19 protein-coding genes are annotated in these 21,213 nt (G+C 45.0%); 17 read left to right on the top strand and 2 right to left on the bottom strand.

The window, feature by feature from the left end; genetic code table 11:
• Position 1 precedes the first annotated feature (1 nt).
• The 17 genes from LKD36_RS04105 to LKD36_RS04025 all read left to right on the top strand — a co-directional run bounded on the left by LKD36_RS04105 (position 2) and on the right by LKD36_RS04025 (position 19,354).
• Complete coding sequence (locus LKD36_RS04105) at positions 2 to 1,180, top strand: type III PLP-dependent enzyme domain-containing protein (RefSeq protein ID WP_118770264.1); 1,179 nt, start codon at positions 2 to 4, stop codon at positions 1,178 to 1,180.
• Positions 1,181 to 2,161 (top strand): ATP-grasp domain-containing protein, encoded by a 981-nt coding sequence (locus LKD36_RS04100; protein WP_308458802.1) that lies wholly within the window; start codon positions 1,181 to 1,183, stop codon positions 2,159 to 2,161.
• Positions 2,158 to 3,420, top strand: coding sequence for a glycosyltransferase family 4 protein (locus LKD36_RS04095; protein ID WP_118770262.1), 1,263 nt, complete (start codon positions 2,158 to 2,160; stop codon positions 3,418 to 3,420). Before LKD36_RS04100 ends, LKD36_RS04095 begins: the two co-directional genes overlap by 4 nt.
• Positions 3,417 to 4,730 (top strand): nucleotide sugar dehydrogenase, encoded by a 1,314-nt coding sequence (locus LKD36_RS04090; RefSeq protein ID WP_118770261.1) that lies wholly within the window; start codon positions 3,417 to 3,419, stop codon positions 4,728 to 4,730. Before LKD36_RS04095 ends, LKD36_RS04090 begins: the two co-directional genes overlap by 4 nt.
• Before the next feature lie 2 nt (positions 4,731 to 4,732).
• Positions 4,733 to 5,815, top strand: a complete 1,083-nt coding sequence (locus tag LKD36_RS04085) for a Gfo/Idh/MocA family protein (protein WP_118770260.1) — start codon at positions 4,733 to 4,735, stop codon at positions 5,813 to 5,815.
• A 3-nt stretch (positions 5,816 to 5,818) separates the two neighbouring features.
• A complete protein-coding gene (locus LKD36_RS04080) occupies positions 5,819 to 7,867 on the top strand; it encodes a hypothetical protein (protein ID WP_308458801.1) in 2,049 nt (682 codons plus the stop codon).
• 2 nt (positions 7,868 to 7,869) lie between these two features.
• Positions 7,870 to 8,775 (top strand): LbetaH domain-containing protein, encoded by a 906-nt coding sequence (locus LKD36_RS04075; protein ID WP_308458800.1) that lies wholly within the window; start codon positions 7,870 to 7,872, stop codon positions 8,773 to 8,775.
• Between the two features lie 14 nt (positions 8,776 to 8,789).
• Complete coding sequence (locus LKD36_RS04070) at positions 8,790 to 10,316, top strand: amino acid adenylation domain-containing protein (protein WP_308458799.1); 1,527 nt, start codon at positions 8,790 to 8,792, stop codon at positions 10,314 to 10,316.
• 1 nt (position 10,317) lies between these two features.
• The gene (locus LKD36_RS04065; RefSeq protein ID WP_308458798.1) at positions 10,318 to 11,487 is read left to right on the top strand and encodes a diaminopimelate decarboxylase family protein; all 1,170 of its coding nucleotides are present in this window, start codon (positions 10,318 to 10,320) and stop codon (positions 11,485 to 11,487) included.
• Between the two features lie 75 nt (positions 11,488 to 11,562).
• Positions 11,563 to 11,793 carry a phosphopantetheine-binding protein gene (locus tag LKD36_RS04060; protein ID WP_118770255.1) on the top strand — a complete coding sequence of 77 codons (231 nt, stop codon included), beginning with the start codon at positions 11,563 to 11,565 and terminating at the stop codon, positions 11,791 to 11,793.
• 1 nt (position 11,794) lies between these two features.
• Entirely contained in the window at positions 11,795 to 12,931 is a 1,137-nt protein-coding gene (locus LKD36_RS04055; RefSeq protein ID WP_308458797.1) for a DegT/DnrJ/EryC1/StrS family aminotransferase, read from the top strand.
• The gene (locus LKD36_RS04050) at positions 12,928 to 14,022 is read left to right on the top strand and encodes a glycosyltransferase family protein (protein WP_308458796.1); all 1,095 of its coding nucleotides are present in this window, start codon (positions 12,928 to 12,930) and stop codon (positions 14,020 to 14,022) included. The genes LKD36_RS04055 and LKD36_RS04050 overlap by 4 nt, the downstream gene beginning before the upstream one ends.
• Positions 14,019 to 15,116, top strand: a complete 1,098-nt coding sequence (gene wecB / locus LKD36_RS04045) for a non-hydrolyzing UDP-N-acetylglucosamine 2-epimerase (RefSeq protein WP_308458795.1) — start codon at positions 14,019 to 14,021, stop codon at positions 15,114 to 15,116. The genes LKD36_RS04050 and wecB overlap by 4 nt, the downstream gene beginning before the upstream one ends.
• A complete protein-coding gene (locus LKD36_RS04040) occupies positions 15,113 to 16,306 on the top strand; it encodes an EpsG family protein (protein ID WP_308458794.1) in 1,194 nt (397 codons plus the stop codon). The genes wecB and LKD36_RS04040 overlap by 4 nt, the downstream gene beginning before the upstream one ends.
• Positions 16,307 to 16,318: 12 nt before the next feature.
• The gene (locus LKD36_RS04035) at positions 16,319 to 17,350 is read left to right on the top strand and encodes a DUF6077 domain-containing protein (RefSeq protein WP_308458793.1); all 1,032 of its coding nucleotides are present in this window, start codon (positions 16,319 to 16,321) and stop codon (positions 17,348 to 17,350) included.
• Between the two features lie 13 nt (positions 17,351 to 17,363).
• On the top strand, positions 17,364 to 18,161 hold the full coding sequence (locus LKD36_RS04030; RefSeq protein ID WP_308458792.1) for a hypothetical protein: 798 nt from the start codon (positions 17,364 to 17,366) through the stop codon (positions 18,159 to 18,161).
• A complete protein-coding gene (locus LKD36_RS04025) occupies positions 18,149 to 19,354 on the top strand; it encodes a hypothetical protein (RefSeq protein WP_308458791.1) in 1,206 nt (401 codons plus the stop codon). Before LKD36_RS04030 ends, LKD36_RS04025 begins: the two co-directional genes overlap by 13 nt.
• Here the strand turns inward: LKD36_RS04025 and LKD36_RS04020 are convergent.
• Both LKD36_RS04020 and LKD36_RS04015 read right to left on the bottom strand, forming a co-directional pair.
• The gene (locus LKD36_RS04020) at positions 19,351 to 20,139 is read right to left on the bottom strand and encodes a glycosyltransferase family 2 protein (RefSeq protein ID WP_308458790.1); all 789 of its coding nucleotides are present in this window, start codon (positions 20,137 to 20,139) and stop codon (positions 19,351 to 19,353) included. The genes LKD36_RS04025 and LKD36_RS04020 overlap by 4 nt on opposite strands.
• A 3-nt stretch (positions 20,140 to 20,142) precedes the next feature.
• Positions 20,143 to 21,114, bottom strand: coding sequence for a glycosyltransferase (locus LKD36_RS04015; RefSeq protein WP_118770246.1), 972 nt, complete (start codon positions 21,112 to 21,114; stop codon positions 20,143 to 20,145).
• Positions 21,115 to 21,213: the final 99 nt, after the last annotated feature.

Genomic DNA, 21,213 nt, shown 5'->3' with positions numbered 1-21,213 from the left:
AATGAATACGCCTTATTACCTGCTTCATAAAGAACTTCTGGATGAAGGCATCGAAAAACTGAATCAGGCCAGAAAGCAGTACTGGCCAAACAGTATCGTAGGATATTCTTTTAAGACAAATTCACTTCCGTGGGTTGTCTCTTATATGAAAAAACAGGGATATTATGCGGAGGTGGTATCAGAAGATGAATATCATCTGGCAGAATATCTGGGATATGACCAGATTATTTATAATGGGCCTGTGAAGGGACAGGAAAGCTTTTTAAGAGCCTGCAGAGCCGGACAGATTGTAAATCTGGATGCAGAACGGGAGATACGCTGGCTGGAAGAAGCTGCTGTCGATGGAAAACCGATCAATGTGGGAGTTCGGGTGAACTTCGATCTGGAGTCGATGTGTCCGGGAGAAGCGTCCGGTGGCGAAGAAGGCGGACGTTTTGGATTTTCTTATGAGACCGGGGCATTCGCTGAAGTACTGGAACGACTTGGAAAAATCCGGGGAGTGAAAGTGACGGGAATTCATCTGCATTGCAGTTCAAAAACAAGAAGCTTGAATATTTATAAGGCGATTGCGGAAATGGCATGCCGGATCAGAAGAGAATATCAGCTGGAACTTTCTTATGTGGATGCGGGAGGTGGATATTTTGGCGGACTTGCCAGCAAACCTCAGTATGCTGATTATCTTCGGGAAATGTCAGAGATTTTGAAAAGGGAATTTGATCCGGAACATACGATTCTTATTGTGGAGCCGGGAACGTCTCTGATCTGTCCACCGATAGATTATGTGACAAGCGTCACAGATATAAAACAGACAAACCGAAATTATTTTGTAGTAACAGATGGCAGCAGAATTCATGTGGATCCGCTGATGGCTAAGAAAAGTTATTTTTATCATCTGGAGTGTCAGGATGAGACTCGTCCGACAGCAGAACGACAGGTGATATCCGGATTTACTTGTATGGAAAATGACCGGTTATTTGAACTCAAAGGGTACAGTGCACTTCAGGAGGGAGACCGGATCATATATGAAAAGGTGGGGGCATATACCATGTGTCTGGCGCCGCTGTTTATAGGGTATTATCCACCGGTATATCTGGAAGATCAGGGAAAAATTTCCTGTATCCGTGAAAAATGGGGTGTAAAAGAATATACCAGTCAGTCTGTAGTGGAAGGTAATGAGTAAATGAATATTTTAGTGCTGAGTTGCGGAACACGTAACAAGATTATTCAGTATTTTAAAAGAGAATTGAATGGAGCCGGAAAAGTCATAGCGACGGATATGAGTCCGAATGCACCGGCGCTGTATGAGGCGGATGTGCATTATATCGTTACACGGATGACGGCACCGGGATATCTGGATATGATCTATGATATCTGTAGAAAAGAGCAGGTGACAGGGGTATTGTCTTTGATTGACCCGGAACTGTCTTTACTGGCGCTTCATGAGGAAGAATTCCATGCACTCGGAGTGACAGTGATAGGATCTTTTTATGACCTTTGTGAACGTACGCTGGATAAGTGGCAGATGTTCTGCTGGTTGAAAGAACACGGGTATGCATGTGCGGAAAGTTATATAGACCGGGAAGCATTTTATGGAGATGTGAGGGCTGGAAAAATAAATTATCCGGTATTTGTGAAGCCAATACGTGGAAGTGCCAGTATTGCCATCTCCAAAGTGCAGGATCAGGAAACGGTAGATCTTTTGTTTGAACATGCAGATGATTTGATGATTCAGGAGTATCTGAAAGGACAGGAGATTGGCGCAGACTGTTATATTGATATGATTAGCGGAGAGTTGATCTCCGTCTTCACGAAGAAAAAGCTGGTGATGAGAGCAGGAGAGACGGATAAGAGTATTTCCTTTAAGGATACGGAATTGTTTGCGTTGATTGAGCGATTCGTAAAAGAAGCTGGATTCCGTGGACAGATTGACATTGATATTTTCGAATGTGAGGGAAAATATTATATTTCAGAAGTGAACCCGCGTTTCGGCGGAGGTTATCCGCATGCTTATGAAGCCGGCGCCAACCACATGAAATATATAGTGAATAATCTTCAGGGAAAGGTTAATGAGCCGCAGATTGGAGAATACGAAAGTGGAGTGATCATGATGAAATACAGTGAAATCATGATCCGCAGGGAGAATGAGAATTATCGTTTATGAAAAGATTATGGATTTTAAATCATCATTCTGGATTGGATGGAGATCGTCATTTTGAACTTGGAAAAGAAATGTCGAAAATCGGAGTAGAAGTGACAGTCTTTATGTCAGCGTTTGACCATCAAAAGGAAGAATATCTTTATGACAAACCAGTCACTATTCGAAAAATAAAAAATGGTCTGACATATGTATGGCTCCGCACAGTACCGGAGTATCATGGAAATGGTGCGAAAAGAATTTTGAATATGATTTCTTACTGTCAGCTGATGCAGAAATATGAGAAGGTATTTTATGAAAAATTCGGAAGACCGGATGTAGTTATTGGATCTTCGGTCCATCCGTTTTCATGGGAGAGCGCATGGAGTATAGCAAAGAAAAACAAAATTCCATTTGTATGTGAGATTCGGGATTTTTGGCCTTTATCTTTTACAGAGATGTATCATTATCCATGGTACCATCCTGTTTGTCTTCTGTTTTCCGCACTGGAGCGGAGAGCCTATCGGAGAGCAGATGCCATTGTGACCACCATGGAGTTTGGCTACAAATATCTGGTGCAGTTTCCCTATGTGAAACGGAACCGGGTATTCTGGATTCCCAATGGATATCACACGGAGCAGATTGACGAGGTACTGGAAAAAGGAGAGGTAACCCTTCCGAAGGAACTGGATCAGTACCTGACGGAACACTGGTGCGCGGTCTACACAGGAAGCTTTGTGGATTCGGAATGTCTGCTGGATATGCTGGATACGGCAGCCTTTATGAAGCAGCAGGGGATGGATGAGATTCATTTTGCCCTCATTGGCGATGGTCATCTGAAAGCGCAGATGGAGGAGCGGATTCAGAAGGAACAGTTGACCAATGTGAAGGTATTTTCCAGAATTGAGAAAAGTCAGGTGGCGGTGGCACTTTCCAAGGCAAAATGTTGTATCGCCGCTTTGAAGGACGATCGGGTATTGAACGACCTGGGATTGAGTCTGAATAAATTAAATGACTATCTGTATTCCGGTAATCCGACGGTCTTCGCCTGCAATTCACAGAATGTAGTGGCGGAGTCGGGCGGCGGGTATGTGGTACCCTGCAGCGATCCGAAGGCCTATGGGGAAGCACTTATGAAGGTTTATCACATGACCGATGAAGAGCGGACCGCTATGGGCGAACGGGGACGCAAGGAGATTCGGGAGCATTATAATTATGCCCTTCTGGCAAAAGACTATCTGAAGATACTGACAGACTGTGAGAAAAGCAAAGGAGAACGAAGATGAAACAGTTACTCTTAAATAAAATCGAAAACAGGGAGATCGTGGTAGGCGTTATCGGTCTCGGTTATGTAGGACTGCCCCTGGCAGTAGAGAAAGCTAAGGCAGGCTTTAAGACCATCGGATTTGATGAGCAGGAAGTAAAGGTAAAGATGGTCAATGAAGGCCATAATTACATCGGCGATGTAGTAGATAAGGATCTGAAGCGTCTGGTGGAGGAAGGAAGACTTTCTGCGACCTCTGATTTTAGCTTTATCAAGGATGTGGATTTCATCGCTATCTGTGTTCCGACCCCGCTGGACATTCATCAGGAGCCGGATCTTAGCTGTGTCAGAGAATCTACCAAATCCATTTCCAAATATCTGACGAAGAATACCATGGTAGTTCTGGAGTCCACCACCTATCCTGGTACCACGGAGGAACTGGTAAAACCGATTCTGGAGGAAGGTTCCGGACTGAAGTGCGGAGAAGATTTCTATCTGGGATTCTCTCCGGAGCGTGTGGATCCGGGTAACCTGATCTATAAGACAAAAAATACCCCGAAGGTCATCGGCGGCGTGGGCAAGGATGCAACAGAAGTGATTGCAGCCATGTACCGGACGGTTCTGGAGGGTGATGTAAAAGAGGTTTCCTCCCCGGCTATTGCAGAGATGGAGAAGATTCTGGAGAATACCTACCGGAATATTAACATCGGTATGATCAACGAACTCGCCATGCTGTGTAACGAGATGGGTATCAGCATCTGGGAGGTCATTGAGGCAGCCAGCACGAAACCCTATGGTTTCCAGGCATTTTATCCGGGCCCGGGTCTTGGAGGACACTGTATTCCACTGGATCCCTACTATCTGTCCTGGAAGGCAAGAGAGTATGGTTTCCATACGTCCATGATCGAGAGCTCCATGATGATCAATGACAAGATGCCGGCTTACTGCGTAGAGCGTGCGGGAAAAGTACTGAACCGCTTTAAGAAAGCGCTGAACGGCTCCAAAGTGTTGGTGCTGGGCGTAGCCTATAAGCAGGATATTGACGATTACCGTGAGAGCCCGGCATTACGTGTCATCGAGGAACTGGAACACACGGGAGCAGAAGTGGTTTATTTTGATCCGTGGGTAAGACAGTATAAATTCAAGGGTCAGGTGCGTGACAGTGAGCCGGAACTGACAGAAGAACTGGTGGAGAGTGCAGATCTGGTCATGGTAACAGCAGCCCATACGAATGTGGATTATGAGTTCGTGCAGCAGCATGCCAAAGCCATTTTTGATACAAAGAATGTCATGAAGAACTTGAAGAACAGAGAGAATATCGAGGTATTATAGAAATGAAATATGCACTGATCGGATGCGGCCGTATTGCAACGAATCATGTGAAGGCGGTTGTGAACAACAAGCTGGAATTTGCAGCGGTATGCGATGTGGTTCCGGAACAGATGGAAGCACTGCTGGCAAAGCACGGACTGGAAAAAGACAGTTCTATTGCCAGATATACAGACTATAAAAAAATGATTGAGGAAGTACAGCCGGAATTGGTGGGTATTGCCACTGAGAGCGGCATCCACGCAGAGATTGCTCTGTACTGTATTGATCATGGTGTAAACTGTATCATTGAGAAACCCATTGCCATGAGCATGGAGGATGCGGATGAGATCGTCCGCCGTTCTGAGGAGAAGCATGTGAAAGTGGCTGCCTGCCATCAGAACCGTTTTAACATTGCGGTGCAGGAGGCGAGAAAAGCCCTGGAAGCAGGACGTTTCGGAAAGCTTTCTCATGGTTCGATTCATGTGCGCTGGAACCGGAATCAGAACTATTATGATCAGGCTCCCTGGAGAGGCAAATGGGCATCTGACGGTGGCGCGCTCATGAATCAGTGTATTCACGGTATTGATCTTCTGCGCTGGATGTTTGGAGATGAAGTAGAGGAAGTCTATGGTTCCACCAGACAGCAGTTCCATCACTATCTGGAAGCGGAGGATGTGGGAATGGCAGTGGTCAAATTCAAGAACGGTGCCATCGCTACCATCGAGGGAACCACCAATGTCTATCCCCAGAATCTGGAGGAGACATTATATATCTTCGGTGAGACCGGAACCGTGAAAATCGGCGGGAAATCCACCAATAATATTGATGTGTGGGATTTTGCAGACGAGACAGAAATGGATAGTGCTAACAAGCATCTGGAGGAAGCCACCAGCAATGTGTACGGCAATGGACACACCAGCTTGTATGCGGATATGATCGACGCCATCCAGAAGGACAGAAAGCCTTATGTGGATGCAGTCGCAGGCAGAAATGCGCTGGAGATGGTACTGGCTATCTATAAGAGCCAGAAAGACGGTATGCCGGTGAAGCTGCCGCTCACGAATTTTAAGAGTACGGATATGACAGGGGAATTTTCGGAGAACTAATATATGAAATTTACAAAAAAGAAAGTCACAATCTGTATACTGCTTCTACTTCCGCTTTTACTAGAAATCTTTGTATTTAATTTCTCTGCGGTAAAAGGACTGGTGGCAGATAGAACTGAAACCTCCTTTACAGCTTCGCTGTCACGGGGAATTAGAGAGCGAGACGATGGAAGACTTCAGTGTCTGAATGGAGACCGCTGCTATGAAGAACTGACGGATTTTTCAAGGAATGTCCATAACCTTTATGTGGATGTGGGAAGTCCGGACGGATATGTGACAGTAGAAATCTACGGAAAAGATGAAGGAAATGCCCGTTATTATCTGATGGGAACTCAGAACATCGTTGAGAACGTAGAAGAAAGTAAATGGATTGATCTTCATTTTTACGGACAGGCAGACAGTATTCAGATTAGTTTTGATGTGATTCATAACGGATTTTTCTGGGTGAATGAGATAGGGGTCAATCAGGCAAAACCATGGTTTTTCCATCTGGACAGAGTATTACTGATTTATGCAATCCTCGGAATTCTGTATTTTCTGAGAGGAAAAAATGAAAAAATCTGGGGCATTTCTTTTGAAGAAGGATGCAAAAATAAAAAGTGCATCGGAGCAGTGTTGGCAGTGATGCTGATACTGTGTATTGGTGTAGCTGGCATGGTGCAGTTAAATACATTCAGCCCCAGGGGGGGACAGATTCATCAGGAATTGACAAAAGCTATTATGGATGGCAGGCTGTATCTGGATGAAGAACCTCCACAGTATCTGGAGGAAATGGATAACCCTTATGATTTTAATCAGAGAGAATATTTGCAGGTAAGACATAAAGATCAGCCAGAGTATAAATGGGATTATGCATATTATGATGGAAAATATTATATTTATTTTGGTATTCTTCCAGTATTATTGATGTATCTACCGATTTATGCGTTGACGGGAATTATGCTCAGAACAGACCTGGTGGTGGGAATACTGAGTATTCTGCTGATAGGAGCCAGTTTTTGGCTGGTGCGTGAAATTTTCAGCCGTTGGTTCAGGTCCAGCTCCTATCTCTTATATCCAATATTGTCAACGGCATTGTTCTTTGGAACCGGTGTGATGGTGCTTATGCGGAATCCTGCGGTGTATGAGACCTGTATCATTATGGGTCTGGTATCTGCATTGGCGGGACTGGCAAGCTGGATCCGGGCTGGACAGGGAGAAAAACTGAAGATCCGGTATCTATTGTTGGGATCACTTCTGATTGCCAGTACAGCAGCCAGCCGCCCGCAGTTTTTGCTGACCATGGTATTTGGTCTGGTATTGTTCTTGCCGGAGTTTGTGGAGGAAAAACATTTTCGTCCGGTAAAGAATTGGAAGCAGATTCTGAGTTTGTGTATTCCGTTTATCATCGTTGCAGCGGCTGCCATGACATATAATTATGTAAGATTCCAGTCTCCCTTTGAGTTTGGATCGACTTATAACCTGACGACTAATGATGTGACGCACAGAGGATGGAATCTGGCGCGCGTAGGAAATGGAATTTATGAGTATTTGCTGCGTCCGCTTCATGTGACAACGCAGTTCCCGTTCTTAAGTTTTCAGGAGCTGGAGACAGGGTATATCGGAGAAACGGTATATGAGCCGCATTTTGGCGGCGCTATCTGGTATAACCCATTGATATTCCTGATTTTTGGTGGAACTTTGTTCAGCAGAAAGAATGGCGCGGAGCAGAAACATCTTTCTGTCTTAAAAGCGATGGTGATTGCGTCTGTAATCAGTATCGTGGTAATGATTGCAGCGGATACGAATATGGGCGGTATCGTTGAACGGTATCAGTCAGATTTCCTGTGGCTTTTCTATATTATCATTATTTTGTGCATTACCACAAAGTTGAATGGAATCACGGATGTGGCACAGAGAGCATCATTTAGAAACAAAATTGTTGTTCTGACATTGCTGACGATATTCCTGAATTTCCTCCTGCTGTGGATTGATGATATTTATGATGTATTTGATAATAACCTGACCGTTTACACTAATCTGAAATATTTATTTGAATTCTGGAGATTTTAAAAATGCTGAAAGTATGTGAAATCAGTGCAAAAGCATTATTACAGGATCGTTTTCCGGCAGAGACGGCAGACTTTACCATCTGGGGTGTCTCAGATCCGGAAGCGCCGGAAGATCACAGCGTGATTTTTGTGAAGAACAGCATCTCGGAAACCTGCAGCGAGGTAAAAGAAAGCATCTTTATCACCAGGGAAGAGACAGCGCTTTCCCTGGATGCTTCATCAGTGCAGTTAAAAAGCAACATGCCGAAAAATCTGTACGGTGAGCTGCTGCTCCGGATGGAGCGCATGATGCCGGGTGAAGATCTGTTTATGAAGAATGGAAGCTATGTCAGTGCAGATGCGAAGCTGGGGAAAAATGTGAGCATTGCTCCCTTCTGCGTCATTGGCAAGGATGTAGTCATTGGAGATAACTGCGAGATCGGTACAGGAACCGTTATTAAGGATCATGTGCGGATCGGAAATGATGTTCAGATTAAGGAACACTGTATGATCGGTGTGGAAGATGCGGATATTTACCGTCCGGAATCCGGTGTATGCCGGACTCTGCCCCATCTGGCAGGAACCATCATTGAGGATGGTTGCCTGTTGCTGGCAGGGGCTGTTCTGGCAGCTGGAGATACCAGACCGACCGTTCTTGGAAAAGGTTCCATGATCGGACTGGTAGGAGATGTGGGACATAACTGCCGAATCGGCGAGGAGACGCTGATCAGCGGAAAATCCAGTATTTCCGGTCATTGTCAGGTAGGAAATCATACCTATGTGGCACCCATGTCCGTGACTACCAACAGGATCAGTGTAGGCGACCATGCCTATCTGGGAATCGGTGCGGTGGCTATTAAGGATGTACCGGAAGGCGAGAAACAGTTTGGAAATCCGGCGCGGAAAGTACCGGAATTCAAGAAGAAATAGAGAGGTTCAATTCCATGCAGATTCAGAATATTTTGAATTATCTGGAAGCCAGTGCGGCTTCCTGCCCGGAGAAAGCGGCATTTGAAGATCTGGAGCACAGCTATACCTTTGCACAGGTGCAGGAGAATGCCAGAAGGATGGGAAGTGCCCTGGCGGCGGAACTTTCCCCCAATGCACCGGTGCCGGTGTTTATGGAGAAGGAAGCGTGGACGTTGAATGTGTTTATGGGAGCAGTCTGTGCAGGCTGCTTTTATACGTTAGTGGAACCGGAGCTTCCGGTGGAGCGGGTACGGCTCATTCTGGAGACACTGGATGCGCAGGTGCTGGTGACCACGGAAAAATTAAAAGAAAAAGCAGAAGGACTGGGATTTCAGGGAAGGATCCTGCTGGCAGAAGATCTGGTACAGACGGAAGTGAACCAGTCACTTCTGGAAGCCCGCAGAAAAGGAGCCTGTGATACAGATCCTCTGTATGCCATGTTTACCTCCGGATCCACCGGAGTGCCCAAAGGTGTGGTGGTATCCCATCGCTCCGTCATTGATTTTACGGAACATTTTACGGAGATCTTCGGATTTACTTCTGAGGATGTCATTGCCAATCAGGCACCTTTTGACTTTGATGTATCGGTAAAGGATCTCTACCCGACGCTCAAATGCGGTGCTACGATGGAAGTGATTCCAAAGAAATTTTTTTCTGTACCAAAGAAACTGATTGATTTCCTTGATGACCGAAAAGTGACGAGCCTTACCTGGGCAGTATCAGCTCTGTGTATCATTTCTATGTTAAAAGGATTTCGTTATAAGGTGCCGGGAAGCATTCGCAGAGTCATGTTCAGCGGCGAGGTGATGCCGGTGAAACATCTGAATTACTGGAGAAGTTATCTGCCGGAGGCCCGGTATGTGAACCTCTATGGACCGACGGAGATTACCTGTAACTGTACCTATTATGAGATCAAAAAGGATTTTACGGAGGAAGAGCAGATCCCCATCGGAATTGCATTTCCCAACGAGCGGGTATTCCTGCTGGATGAGGAAGATCATCTGGTGACAGCAGAAAATCCGGGCATGCTGGGAGAAATCTGTGTGACGGGTACGGCACTGGCTCTTGGCTATTATGCCAATCCGGAGAAGACGGCAGAGGTCTTTGTACAGAATCCGCTGAATCGCCGGTATCTGGAGCCCATGTACCGGACCGGAGATCTGGGACGATACGGAGAAGACGGGGAACTTTATTATGCCACCCGGAAGGATTTCCAGATCAAACATATGGGACATCGGATTGAGCTGGGAGAAGTAGAGGCAGCCTGTCAGGCGCTGGAGGGTATTTCCAGAGTCTGCTGTATCTATGATGAACCGAATACAAAAATCATTGCATTTTATGTGGGAAAGCTGGAATCCAAAGAGATTATACGGGGCATGGGAGAGAAGCTGCCCCGGTTTATGATCCCCAATGTATTTCAGAAGGTGGATGCCATGCCCCTGACCAAGAATGGAAAGATTGACCGGAAAGCACTGATGGCTTCTTATGAGGAAAGGAAATAATATGGACGAGAGACAACTGGAAAACTTAGCTGTGTCACTGAAGACACCGTCCTTTGTATTTGATACGGATATTTTGAAGGCCCGGGCAGCCCATGTGGCGGAGAAGGTAAAGCCGGCAAAGCTCTGTTTTGCCATTAAGGCCAATCCATTTCTTCTGCAGGCCATGGACACGGAAGTGGAGCGTTATGAAGTGTGCTCTCCTGGAGAATTTCATATCTGCGTGAAAAATGGCGTGAAAATGGAGAAAATCGTGCTCTCCGGTGTAAATAAAGAATATGAAGATGTTCGTTATGCGATGGAACAGGGAGTACAGCATTTCACAGCGGAGTCGCAGCAGCAGTTTTATCTGATGAACCGCTGTGCAGAGGAATTGGATAAACAAGTGCAGATTCTCCTTCGGGTGACCAGCGGCAATCAGTTTGGTATGAGCGAAGCGGATGTGACAGAGCTTATTCAGAGGAGAGCAGAGTATTCTCATCTGACTATCCGGGGACTTCAGTATTTTACCGGAACCCAGAAAAAGCAGATCAAAAAAATTGCCGGAGAAGTGGCATATATTGAGGACTTCATTCAGAAGCTGGAAGAGAAAGAAGGATTTGTAAGCCAGGAGCTGGAGTTCGGTCCGGGACTGGGCGTTCCGTATTTTACCAAAGACGACTTTGAGGAAGACGAAAAACTTCTGGATGCGTTTACGGAGATTTTTAAGGAAGAGCGTCCCTATGAAGTGACTTTCGAGATGGGCAGGTTCCTGACCGCCTCCTGCGGTTATTATCTGACGAAGATCATGGATCAGAAAATCAATGATGCGGTGAATGTGTGCATCGTGGACGGCGGTATCAACCATGTGAATTATTACGGACAGAATATGGCTATGAAGACACCGATCCTTTCTTATTTCCCTCAGCATGAGCTGGAGGAGAAGGAGACGGAGTGGACCGTCTATGGCTCTCTTTGTACCGTGGCAGATATTTTGCTGAAAAAGCTGGTGTTAAAGGACGCCAGAGTGGGAGACTATCTGGTGTTCCACAATATCGGAGCCTATTCCGTGACAGAAGGTATTTATCTGTTCTTAAGCAGAAAAATGCCGGCCATCTATTTATACAGCGAAAAGAAGGGGGCAGAGCTGGTGCGCGACCAGCTGGAAACATGGACTCTGAATATGGAAAGGTAAAGATTGCCATGTATCGGGGTTCGTGTTACAATAACTTGAATCTGGCGACAGAACTATTTTTTGGAGAGAAAAACAATGGAAGAATTAATGGAGTTACTGGCTTCTTTAAAGCCGGAAATTGATTTTGAAACAGAAAAAGAGCTGATTGATGACGGTCTTCTGGAGTCCTTTGATGTGATCACCCTGATTGCAGAGCTGGAGGATCAGTTTGAGGTGGAGATCCCGGCAGAAGAAATTGTACCGGAGAATTTTAACTCAGCAGAGGGGATCTGGAATCTGCTGCAGCGGATCAAAGGAGAGGATTAATATGCAGTTTCGCGATCTGAAGAAACAGTATCAGGTATTGAAAAAGCCTATGGACGAGGCCATCAGCAAAGTGTTGGAGGCGTCAAATTATATCAGCGGCACCCAGGTGGCAGAGCTGGAGGAAAAGCTTGCCGCGTATGTGGGAGTGAAACACTGCATTACCTGCGGCAATGGAACGGATGCGCTGACCCTGGCCCTCATGACCTGGGGAATCGGAGAAGGGGATGCAGTCTTCGTGCCGGACTTTACCTTTTTCTCTTCCGCAGAGACCGTTGCCTATGAAGGAGCGACACCAGTCTTTGTGGATGTACTGGAAGATACCTTTAATATGGACCCGGACAGCCTGGAACGGGCGGTGAAAGCAGTCCTTGCAGAAGGAAAATTAACGCCGAAAGTGATGGTAGTGGTGGATCTCTTCGGACTTCCGGCAGATTATGACCGGCTTCAAAAGATCGCGGATCAGTATGGAATGTATATTCTGGAGGATGGTGCCCAGGGCTTCGGTGGTGCCTGTAAGGGCAGACGTGTGGGAAGCTTCGGTGACATCAGCACCACCTCTTTCTTCCCGGCGAAGCCGTTGGGATGCTATGGAGACGGCGGTGCGGTCTTCACGGACAATGACGAGTGGGCAGCTCTCTTAAAATCTTATCGGATTCACGGAAAAGGTACCGGAAAATATGATAATGTACGAATCGGTATGAATTCCCGTCTGGATACCATCCAGGCAGCGATTCTGCAGGTAAAACTGCAGGCATTTGAGGAATATGAACTGGAGGACGTGAACCGGGTGGCAGCTGTCTATACCGAGCAGTTAAAAGACTGCGTGAAGGTGCCGGAGATTCCGGAGGGATATCTTTCGGGCTGGGCACAGTACAGCATCCTTCTGAAGGATAAGGAAGCGAGGGACAGTCTGCAGGCTTACTTAAAAGAACAGGATGTTCCATCCATGATTTATTATCCCAAAGGAATGCATCAGCAGACCGCTTTTGCAGGATGTGAACTCTATGGAGAAACCTTCAAAGTATCAGAAGATATCTGCGGCCGGGTACTGGCGCTGCCATTGTCTCCCTATCTGACAGAGGAAGATCAGCAGAAGGTGATCCGGTTGATTCGTGAGAAAACAGGAGCAAAGGCATGAAAATATTATTGATATCCTATGATTATTTTCGGTATGACGGACGTGTCCGGGAGCTGATCAAAGTAGCAAAAGATCTGGGGGATGTGACCTATATTACCCGTGGTGACGGAGATGAGCAGCCCCAGGAAAAGCAGCATATCGTTTACAAAGACCATGGGTACATGGATTTTATCCGGTTTTGCAGCCGTCAGGCAAAGAAACTGGGAAAACTGGATTTGATTTTCATTGACAACCGGAAGGGAATCATTCCCGGCTATCTGGCAAAAAGAATCAGTGGTGCAGAATATGTGGTGCAGGACTGCCGTGAGCTTTACAGCATCCGCAGAGCATCCGGTATCCCGGGAAAGATTGGCTGTCTGGTGGAAAAAATGTTTACCAGACATTCGGATGTAGTCATTGCAGCCAATGCTTTCCGTGCCAGAATTATGGTAAAGATGTTTGGCCTTAAGAAAGTGCCATTGAACTATGAAAATATCCGGAGACTGGAATACAGCAGCCCGGAAGCAAAAGCGCATGTGGCAGAGGAATGTAGAGAGTTTTTTAAAGAGAAGAAATTCCGCATTATATCCACTGCAGGCTGTGATGTCAGCCGGACCACTTCCCGCATGGTACAGGCCATGAAGGGACTGGGAGACGACTATGAACTGTTCCTCATTGGAGAAAGCGATGAGGAAGATGAGTTGATTATCCGGGAGACCATCCGGCATCTGGGATTGACCAATGTGAAGATTTTCCCGCGGATGGATCAGGATCATCTGAAATATTTTATTGAAAACAGTCAGGTGGGCATGGTGACCTATCATCAGCACGACCTGAATAATAAATATTGCGCCAGCGGTAAGATTTACGAGTTCCTCTTTGAAGGAAAACCGGTGGTGACCTCCACCAATCCGCCTCTTGCTGATTTCTGTGGAAAATATGGCATCGGCATTGCGGAGGATAATTATGAGCAGGCCATCCGGACTATTGCGAAACGGTACGACGAATGGCAGCAGGCAGTAAAGAATTTTACCGCTCGTGTTCATGTGGAGAAAAATAATGAGAAACTGGCGGAGCGCATTCGCCGGAGACTGGAGGAAGTACAGTCATGAAAAAAGTGATGCTGGTATTCGGCACACGGCCGGAGGCTATTAAAATGTGCCCTCTGGTCAATGAACTGAAGAGCAGAAAAGAAATTGAGACGGTAGTATGCGTTACCGGACAGCACCGGCAGATGCTGGATCAGGTACTGGAAGCCTTTGATGTGGTTCCGGACTATGACCTTTCTATCATGAAAGACCGTCAGACCTTATTTGACGTGACAACCAATATTTTGAATCGGATCAAAGAGGTGCTGGAGGAAGTGCATCCGGATGTAGTGTTGGTACATGGAGATACTTCTACCACATTTGTAACCGCTCTGGCCTGCTTCTATCTGCAGATTCCGGTAGGACATGTGGAGGCAGGACTTCGTACCTACAATATTTATTCTCCTTATCCGGAAGAATTTAACAGACAGGCGGTCAGTATCATCTCTGCCTATAATTTTGCACCGACGGAACTGTCGAAGCAGAATCTTCTGAAGGAAGGCAAGAACCCGGATACCATCTATGTGACGGGAAATACAGCTATTGACGCGCTGAAGACAACGGTGCGCGCCGATTATACCCATCCGGAGCTGGAGTGGGCAAAGGGAAGCCGGCTTATTATGATTACGGCACACCGCCGGGAGAACTTAGGCGAGCCTATGAAGCATATGTTCCGTGCCATCCGCCGGGTATGCGACGAGCATCCGGATGTGAAGGCCATTTATCCGATTCATATGAATCCGGTAGTCCGTGAGACGGCCCGTGAGATTCTGGGAGATGATGAGCGGATTCACATTATTGAGCCGATGGATGTCCTGGATTTCCATAATTTCCTGTCCAGAAGCTTTCTGATTTTGACGGATAGCGGCGGAATTCAGGAGGAGGCTCCTTCTCTTGGAAAGCCGGTACTGGTTATGCGGGATACCACGGAGCGTCCGGAAGGCATCAAGGCCGGTACATTGAAGCTGGTGGGAACCGACGAGCAGGTCATCTATGAGAATTTCAAGCTTCTGCTGGAAAATGAAGATGCTTACAAAGCCATGAGTACCGCAAGCAATCCTTACGGGGACGGCTTTGCATGTAAGCGGATCGCAGACATTCTGGAAGGAAAAGCATGAGCATTTATCTATTAGTATTTCTTCTGCTGGCGGCCGGGACTCTTCTGGAGTATTTCCGCCCGCAGACAAAAATATATGCATACTGGATCTGCTGGGCGGCCATGATGGGCTGCCTTTGCTTGCGATTTGGACAGGGGACAGATTATGTGACCTATCAGGGACTGTATGAGACGATTCCTGTGGCGATTGATCTGTCCCAGGGATATTTCTGCGGATTTTATCCCGAGATTGGGTGGAGGCTCTTGTCAGCGGCATTTAAAATGTTTGATGCACCTTTCTGGGTATTTGCGTCAACGCTCGGTCTGGCGGAAATGCTGCTTCTGCACCGGTTCGTGAAACGGTTCGTACAGGGCAGGACAGCAGGGCTTTTTATGCTGTATCCGGTATTGTATCTGGTGTATATGGTATCCGGACTCCGGCAGGGACTGGCAGTCTGCCTGTTTCTTGGAATTGCACTGCCGTTCCTTATGGAACGAAAATGGATTGCTTATGTGATAACGATCTTCCTTACTCTTTCTTTTCATCGGGTGGCATTTGCCTGGCTGGTACTCATACCGGCGGTGTATCTGCCGGTCGATATGATGATGGCGTTGTCAGGTGTCTCAGCAGCCGGAGGACTTATTTTGCAGTTTGGACCGGTAGAACAGCTTCTTGCACGGCTGATTCCGGTCTATCATGTACAGCAATTTCTACTGGAAGGTGAAGTCAGCTGGTTTGCAATTGGAGAAAGGCTCGCAGCAGCAGCGGTTTTAACAATTCTCTACCTTTGGACACGGAAAAAGGTGGATAAGATCTCCCCGGAGACAGAGGCTCTGTGGAAAACTTACCTTTGCGGTGTCTGTGCATATCTTCTTCTGTGCAGCAGTTCTTACTATGCCAGCCGTTATGGCGCTATTTTCAAAGTGGTGGAATGTGCGCTGGTGGTGGATCTGGCCATGGGACAGGAAAAGATACAAAGAGCAGCAGCTGTCTTCTTTTTCTGCCTGACCTGTCTGATGGGACTGAAAAACCTGAATGCCATGACCAATGAAGGCGGTTATGCAAAACTGGGATATCATTTCTGGAACTATCCATATGTATCAATTTTCCATCAGGAAAAGATTGAGGAGTACTTTGGATATCAAGATCGGGTTCAGGTGATTTATGATGCCAATATTGAGGATCAGGAACTCTGGAGACTGGAAAAATAGAGGAGCAGAAGGATGTTACTGGAGATTATTTTGACGGCAGTGCTGTTTTTTGCGGGAATAGCGCTTAGCGGTTACACGATTCGTCATATCTTAAAATTAAAACAGGAAGGATTCCTGTTTTCGATCCTGGTTGGCTGCATGGGCTGGTGGGCGTTGATGGAAGTGATTCTCATTCCCATGACCATGAAGTTGGCAGCTTTCCACACGTTTGTGTGGGTTTATACGGCAGCAGCAGGAGTATTGACCGTGGCAGGATTCTTTTGCTGGAGAGAGATTCTGGAGGACGGAAAAGCGCTGATATCTGGCTGGAAACAGAATCTGACACTGGGGCATCTGGTGGCAATTGTATTAATTATCTGGCAATTATATTATCTGGCACATCACATGTATCTGGAATGGGACGATACCTATTATGTAAATCTGGCCAACACGGCACTGACCACGGATAAAATTTATTGGGTTTATCCGGAGACTGGAACATTTGCTGATTTTGACAAGCGGTATGTACTTTCTCTGTGGCCGATTTTTTATGCATGGCTCTCGAAGTTGACTGGGGTTCTGCCAACCATTATGGCCCATACGATTTTGCCATGGCTGATTCTGCCGTTTGCCTATTTGGTTTATGTGTTGATTGGAAGAAAGCTTTTTCCGGAAGATCATCAGCTGCAGGGAATGTTTTTGGCCATGGCGGTCATGCTTCATTTGTTTATGAGCGGGGAACATACTGCAGGTCTGACATTTCTAAGCATCACTCCCTGGGTAGGAAAAGGCGTTCTGGCAACGGTTCTTATCCCTTCTTTGTTTTACTGGATTTTGAGAACTGCTGAGAAGGAACAGACGGCAGATTTTCTACTGTTGGGACTTACCTGTCTGGCAGGATGTCTGTTATCCTCCATGGGAATCATGCTGACTCCGGTATTTGTCGGTACGGCCATGCTGCTGACAGGAATCCGCAAGAAGAGTATTTCCTATGTGGTGAAGGGGGCGATTGCCTGTATTCCCTGCGTGATTCTTGGAATTTATTATATTGTATTGACTCATTAGGAAAGGAATTCGTATGCAGAACTTTTTGGAAATTGCAAAAACAGATTTTACAGATACGTTCAGCGGCGCATGGATCTTTCCTATGTTATTGATTGGAATTCTATGGATTCTCTGGCAGGAAAAGGACTGGATGAGGAAGATTCTGCTGGGAATTCTGCCGCTGGTATTTTTATTCTTCTACTGGTGTCCGCTGACTGGATTGTTTTTCATGAAAGTGCTGGGTGAAAATGTATATTGGAGAATCCTGTGGCTTTTATTATTGGCAGTGATTATTCCCTATGCGGGATGTCTTCTGCTGAAACGGCTATCAGGGATCTGGCGGCAGGGTGCTTTCCTGCTTTTGCTGGCTGTGATCGGACTGGGCGGAAAAAGCGTGCTTTCATCGGAATGGTTTGAAACAGCGACGAACGACTATAAGGTACCGGAAAATGTCATGCAGATTGCAGATCTTCTGCCGGAAAATGTACATGTGGTGGCATCCAACCGATTGACCCCCTATCTGCGGCTTCGGGATCCGTCCCTGACATTAGAGTATGCCAGAAATGCCTTGGTTTTTAATGGTATGGATGTTGTTTATGGCCCGACAGCGAATTTATATAAAGAGTTACAGAAAGAAGAAATAGATGTAAATGTTGCAGGACCACTGGCCAGAGAAGAAAAATGTACGTTTATAATTATATCAAAAAGTCATATTTATAATGGTGATTGGGCAGATTATGGATATTTGTCTTATCATGATACTGATGAATTTACGATTTTGGTAGATGAGAATTATGAGGAAGGAATGGATACAAGAAAATGGGAAGAATAAAAGAATTGAAAGCATTTGTAAAAATATTTGTAATTTTAATTGTAGTGTTTTTTTTGTCCATGACGCTGGTATATTACATTCCGACCTCCTGGATTCAGAATAATGTAGAAAAATCGGTAGAGGTGATCGAAAACGAAGGAGAGTATCCGATGTATTTCTTTTACCGTCACAGTGCAATCATTGATGAGCATACCGATAAACTGATGTATACCAGCCTGATCCAGAATAGAGATTATTATAACCCGGTTCAGGCTTCTGTGAGTATTAATCAGTATCCTCGGTACTGGCATGGTTATCAGGTGATTTTAAGACCGCTGACGGTAATTTTTCAGGTGCAGGAGCTTCGATATCTTGGAATGTATGTATTTCATCTTCTGTTTTTCTGGAGTGCCTGGCTGATGGCAAAGAAATTAAAGCCGGGGATTGCCATGTGTTATGTGGCAGCAGTGACTAGTGGATACATTGTGTTCCTTCCGGTTTGCTTCCAGTTTTTTACGACTTTTCTAGTTCTGTTCGGTGCTTTGATTGTGCTATTGACCAGATATGAGAAAGACAGCACTATGAATCTGATATTGTATTTTTTTGTAGTGGGAATGGTAGAAAATTTCTTTGATTTTCTTACTTATCCGATTATTACACTGGGGATTCCGCTGATAGTTCTGCTCTGGTTGAAAATCAGGGATGAATCTGCAGATTTGATAGAAAATATGATCTTTACAGTGAAATCATCTGTTTCCTGGGGTCTTGGCTATGCATTGACCTGGATTGCAAAATGGGGAATTGCTACGGTGGTGCTTGGTGTCCGGTATTTCTGGCGTACCATGAGCGTGGTGCAGTATCGTCTGGAGGGAAGTGAAGAGGAGCCTCTGGATCGGATTGGCACATTGCAGAAAAACCTGAAAGCCTGGATGAATGTGCAGGATAATGGCATCATAAGCTGGAGTAAAGTAGTGATGGTACTGCTGTTGATAGTTATCGTCCTGATTTTGGTCAGAAGACTGAAGGATCAGAAAACTGTGCTGGCGAGTCTGCCAATCGGAGTAGTGGCATTGTATCCGTATATCTGGTATCTGGTAATGTCTAATCATTCCCAGATTCACTACTGGTATACATATCGAGCGCAGGTTTTGACGATGTTTGGTATTCTGGTGTTCGTAGTGAATATATTGAAGGAGAAAAAAACGTCTGCTTAATGCAGGCGTTTTTTTCTAACAAGATTAATAAAATTTTGTCCAAAGAGAATTTTAATAAAATATTTAAAATAGAAGTTTAGTTCTCGAAAAAACCATATGGGTGAAAAATGGAAAACTCCAAGTTGTTTTTGCATGCGATGTTTCTCCTGATGGGATAAAAGCTTATTTTTATCTGAAAATCCGGCAATTTCGTAAATGGAAACTGGAAATGGAAGATAGTCAAAACTTTTCTTTTGAAGATACATCTGTAGAAAAAAATAATGATCAGCACATACCTTAAAAGTGGTATCATAAGGATATTTAGATAAGAGCTGTTTTGATATAAAAGCGGACTGATGACAAAAAGCCATTTCATAAATCAAATTTTTCAAAGGAAGAGCAGAATACTTCTTTTGTTGTCCTTGATAGACACAGATGGTATCACCATACAAAATATCTGCCGAATGAGAGATTTCAAAAACCTTTCTCAAAATATTTGGTTTATACAGTAGATCACCTGCATTTAAAAATAGCAGCCAGTCCCCAGATGCGATGCGTATACCTTTATTCATGGCATCATAGATTCCGTGATCTTTTTCAGAAATAAAATGGAAGGGAATTTTTTTTGCTGCAAAAAGAGTGGTGGACTGTTCTAAAAAAGAAACAGTATCATCAGTGGAAGCACCATCGATGACTAGGTATTCAAAATTCGTCCATTCCTGTGCCAGAACATTTTTAACGGTATTCTGCAATTCATTGCATGCATTAAAACATACGGTAATAATTGATAAAACAGGTGTACTCATGAGTTACCTCGTCTGCTGATGGTGATCTTCATTTGCCGCAGTCATATGATAGGTGCTTCGGATGACATATTGTGGACTGCTGTTAAGACTGATATAAATCCGGCCAATATATTCGCCGCAGATTCCAAGCATGATCATGATCATACCACCGATGAACAGAAGCACAGCCATCAAAGAACTATACCCCTCTGTAATCAGCTGAGGATGTATCAGTTTGTGTATAATCAGATAGATTCCCCAACAAAAACCGAGGATGGAGCAGATAGTTCCAGAAAAAGTTGCAATTCTAAGTGGCAAAATAGAAAATGCAGTAAAGCCGTTTGAAAAAAGAGAGATCAGTTTTCTTAGATTGTAATTGGAAGAGCCACTAAGCCGTTCACGATCCTGCATGGGAACACTTGCAATATGATGGCTGGATCGAAGAAGAAGTCCATCAATGTAGGGATATGGATTCTTATATTCCAGAACTTCGTTGGCAATATAGTCTTTCATGGCAACAAAGTTAGTAATTCTTAGATCTTTTGGCTTATCGATCAAAGTACACATCATAGCGTCGTTAATACGGCTTCCAAGAACGCGGAAAAAGGATTCTTTTCTCTCTTCAAATTTATATTGTGCAACAGAAATATCATAACCCTCATCAAGAGGTGCAAGAAGATCCCAGATTCGATCAACCGGACACTGAAAGTCATCATCCAGAAATACAATGTATTTTCCAGATGCAAAAGAGAGACCTGCCATCATGGCCGCATGCTGTCCAAAATTCTTTGTGAAATCAACTACCCGCAGCCAGGAATGGGTTTCAGCATATTCCTTCAGTACCTGAAGTACATTATCTGGAGAACTGTCATTGACGGTAATGACTTCATAAATAGTATCTGGTCGTTCATTCATTTTATCTTCGATTTCTTTTAATACTTGTATAATTGTGTTTGCACTTCTATAACAGGGGATAACAAAACTTATCTGAATCATTAATATTTAATACCTTTCTTTTCATATTTTTTAATTATAGGAGATATTTGAGGAGACGTCAATTACTAAAGAATTTAGAATAATAGAAAATAAGGTTTT

This window comes from Hominiventricola filiformis (assembly GCF_020686965.1).
GTDB lineage: Bacteria > Bacillota > Clostridia > Lachnospirales > Lachnospiraceae > Hominiventricola > Hominiventricola filiformis.
The sequence above is the reverse complement of the archived record's forward strand: the minus strand, read 5'-3'. Positions and strand labels throughout refer to the sequence as shown.

Excerpts from the sequence above, each read along its gene's own strand:
- LKD36_RS04105 (WP_118770264.1), top strand. The coding sequence starts at position 2 with ATGAATACGCCTTATTACCTGCTTCATAAAGAACTTCTGGATGAAGGC.
- LKD36_RS04100 (WP_308458802.1), top strand. The coding sequence starts at position 1,181 with ATGAATATTTTAGTGCTGAGTTGCGGAACACGTAACAAGATTATTCAG.
- LKD36_RS04095 (WP_118770262.1), top strand. The coding sequence starts at position 2,158 with ATGAAAAGATTATGGATTTTAAATCATCATTCTGGATTGGATGGAGAT.
- LKD36_RS04090 (WP_118770261.1), top strand. The coding sequence starts at position 3,417 with ATGAAACAGTTACTCTTAAATAAAATCGAAAACAGGGAGATCGTGGTA.
- LKD36_RS04085 (WP_118770260.1), top strand. The coding sequence starts at position 4,733 with ATGAAATATGCACTGATCGGATGCGGCCGTATTGCAACGAATCATGTG.
- LKD36_RS04080 (WP_308458801.1), top strand. The coding sequence starts at position 5,819 with ATGAAATTTACAAAAAAGAAAGTCACAATCTGTATACTGCTTCTACTT.
- LKD36_RS04075 (WP_308458800.1), top strand. The coding sequence starts at position 7,870 with ATGCTGAAAGTATGTGAAATCAGTGCAAAAGCATTATTACAGGATCGT.
- LKD36_RS04070 (WP_308458799.1), top strand. The coding sequence starts at position 8,790 with ATGCAGATTCAGAATATTTTGAATTATCTGGAAGCCAGTGCGGCTTCC.
- LKD36_RS04065 (WP_308458798.1), top strand. The coding sequence starts at position 10,318 with ATGGACGAGAGACAACTGGAAAACTTAGCTGTGTCACTGAAGACACCG.
- LKD36_RS04060 (WP_118770255.1), top strand. The coding sequence starts at position 11,563 with ATGGAAGAATTAATGGAGTTACTGGCTTCTTTAAAGCCGGAAATTGAT.
- LKD36_RS04055 (WP_308458797.1), top strand. The coding sequence starts at position 11,795 with ATGCAGTTTCGCGATCTGAAGAAACAGTATCAGGTATTGAAAAAGCCT.
- LKD36_RS04050 (WP_308458796.1), top strand. The coding sequence starts at position 12,928 with ATGAAAATATTATTGATATCCTATGATTATTTTCGGTATGACGGACGT.
- wecB (WP_308458795.1), top strand. The coding sequence starts at position 14,019 with ATGAAAAAAGTGATGCTGGTATTCGGCACACGGCCGGAGGCTATTAAA.
- LKD36_RS04040 (WP_308458794.1), top strand. The coding sequence starts at position 15,113 with ATGAGCATTTATCTATTAGTATTTCTTCTGCTGGCGGCCGGGACTCTT.
- LKD36_RS04035 (WP_308458793.1), top strand. The coding sequence starts at position 16,319 with ATGTTACTGGAGATTATTTTGACGGCAGTGCTGTTTTTTGCGGGAATA.
- LKD36_RS04030 (WP_308458792.1), top strand. The coding sequence starts at position 17,364 with ATGCAGAACTTTTTGGAAATTGCAAAAACAGATTTTACAGATACGTTC.
- LKD36_RS04025 (WP_308458791.1), top strand. The coding sequence starts at position 18,149 with ATGGGAAGAATAAAAGAATTGAAAGCATTTGTAAAAATATTTGTAATT.
- LKD36_RS04020 (WP_308458790.1), bottom strand. The coding sequence starts at position 20,139 with ATGAGTACACCTGTTTTATCAATTATTACCGTATGTTTTAATGCATGC.
- LKD36_RS04015 (WP_118770246.1), bottom strand. The coding sequence starts at position 21,114 with ATGATTCAGATAAGTTTTGTTATCCCCTGTTATAGAAGTGCAAACACA.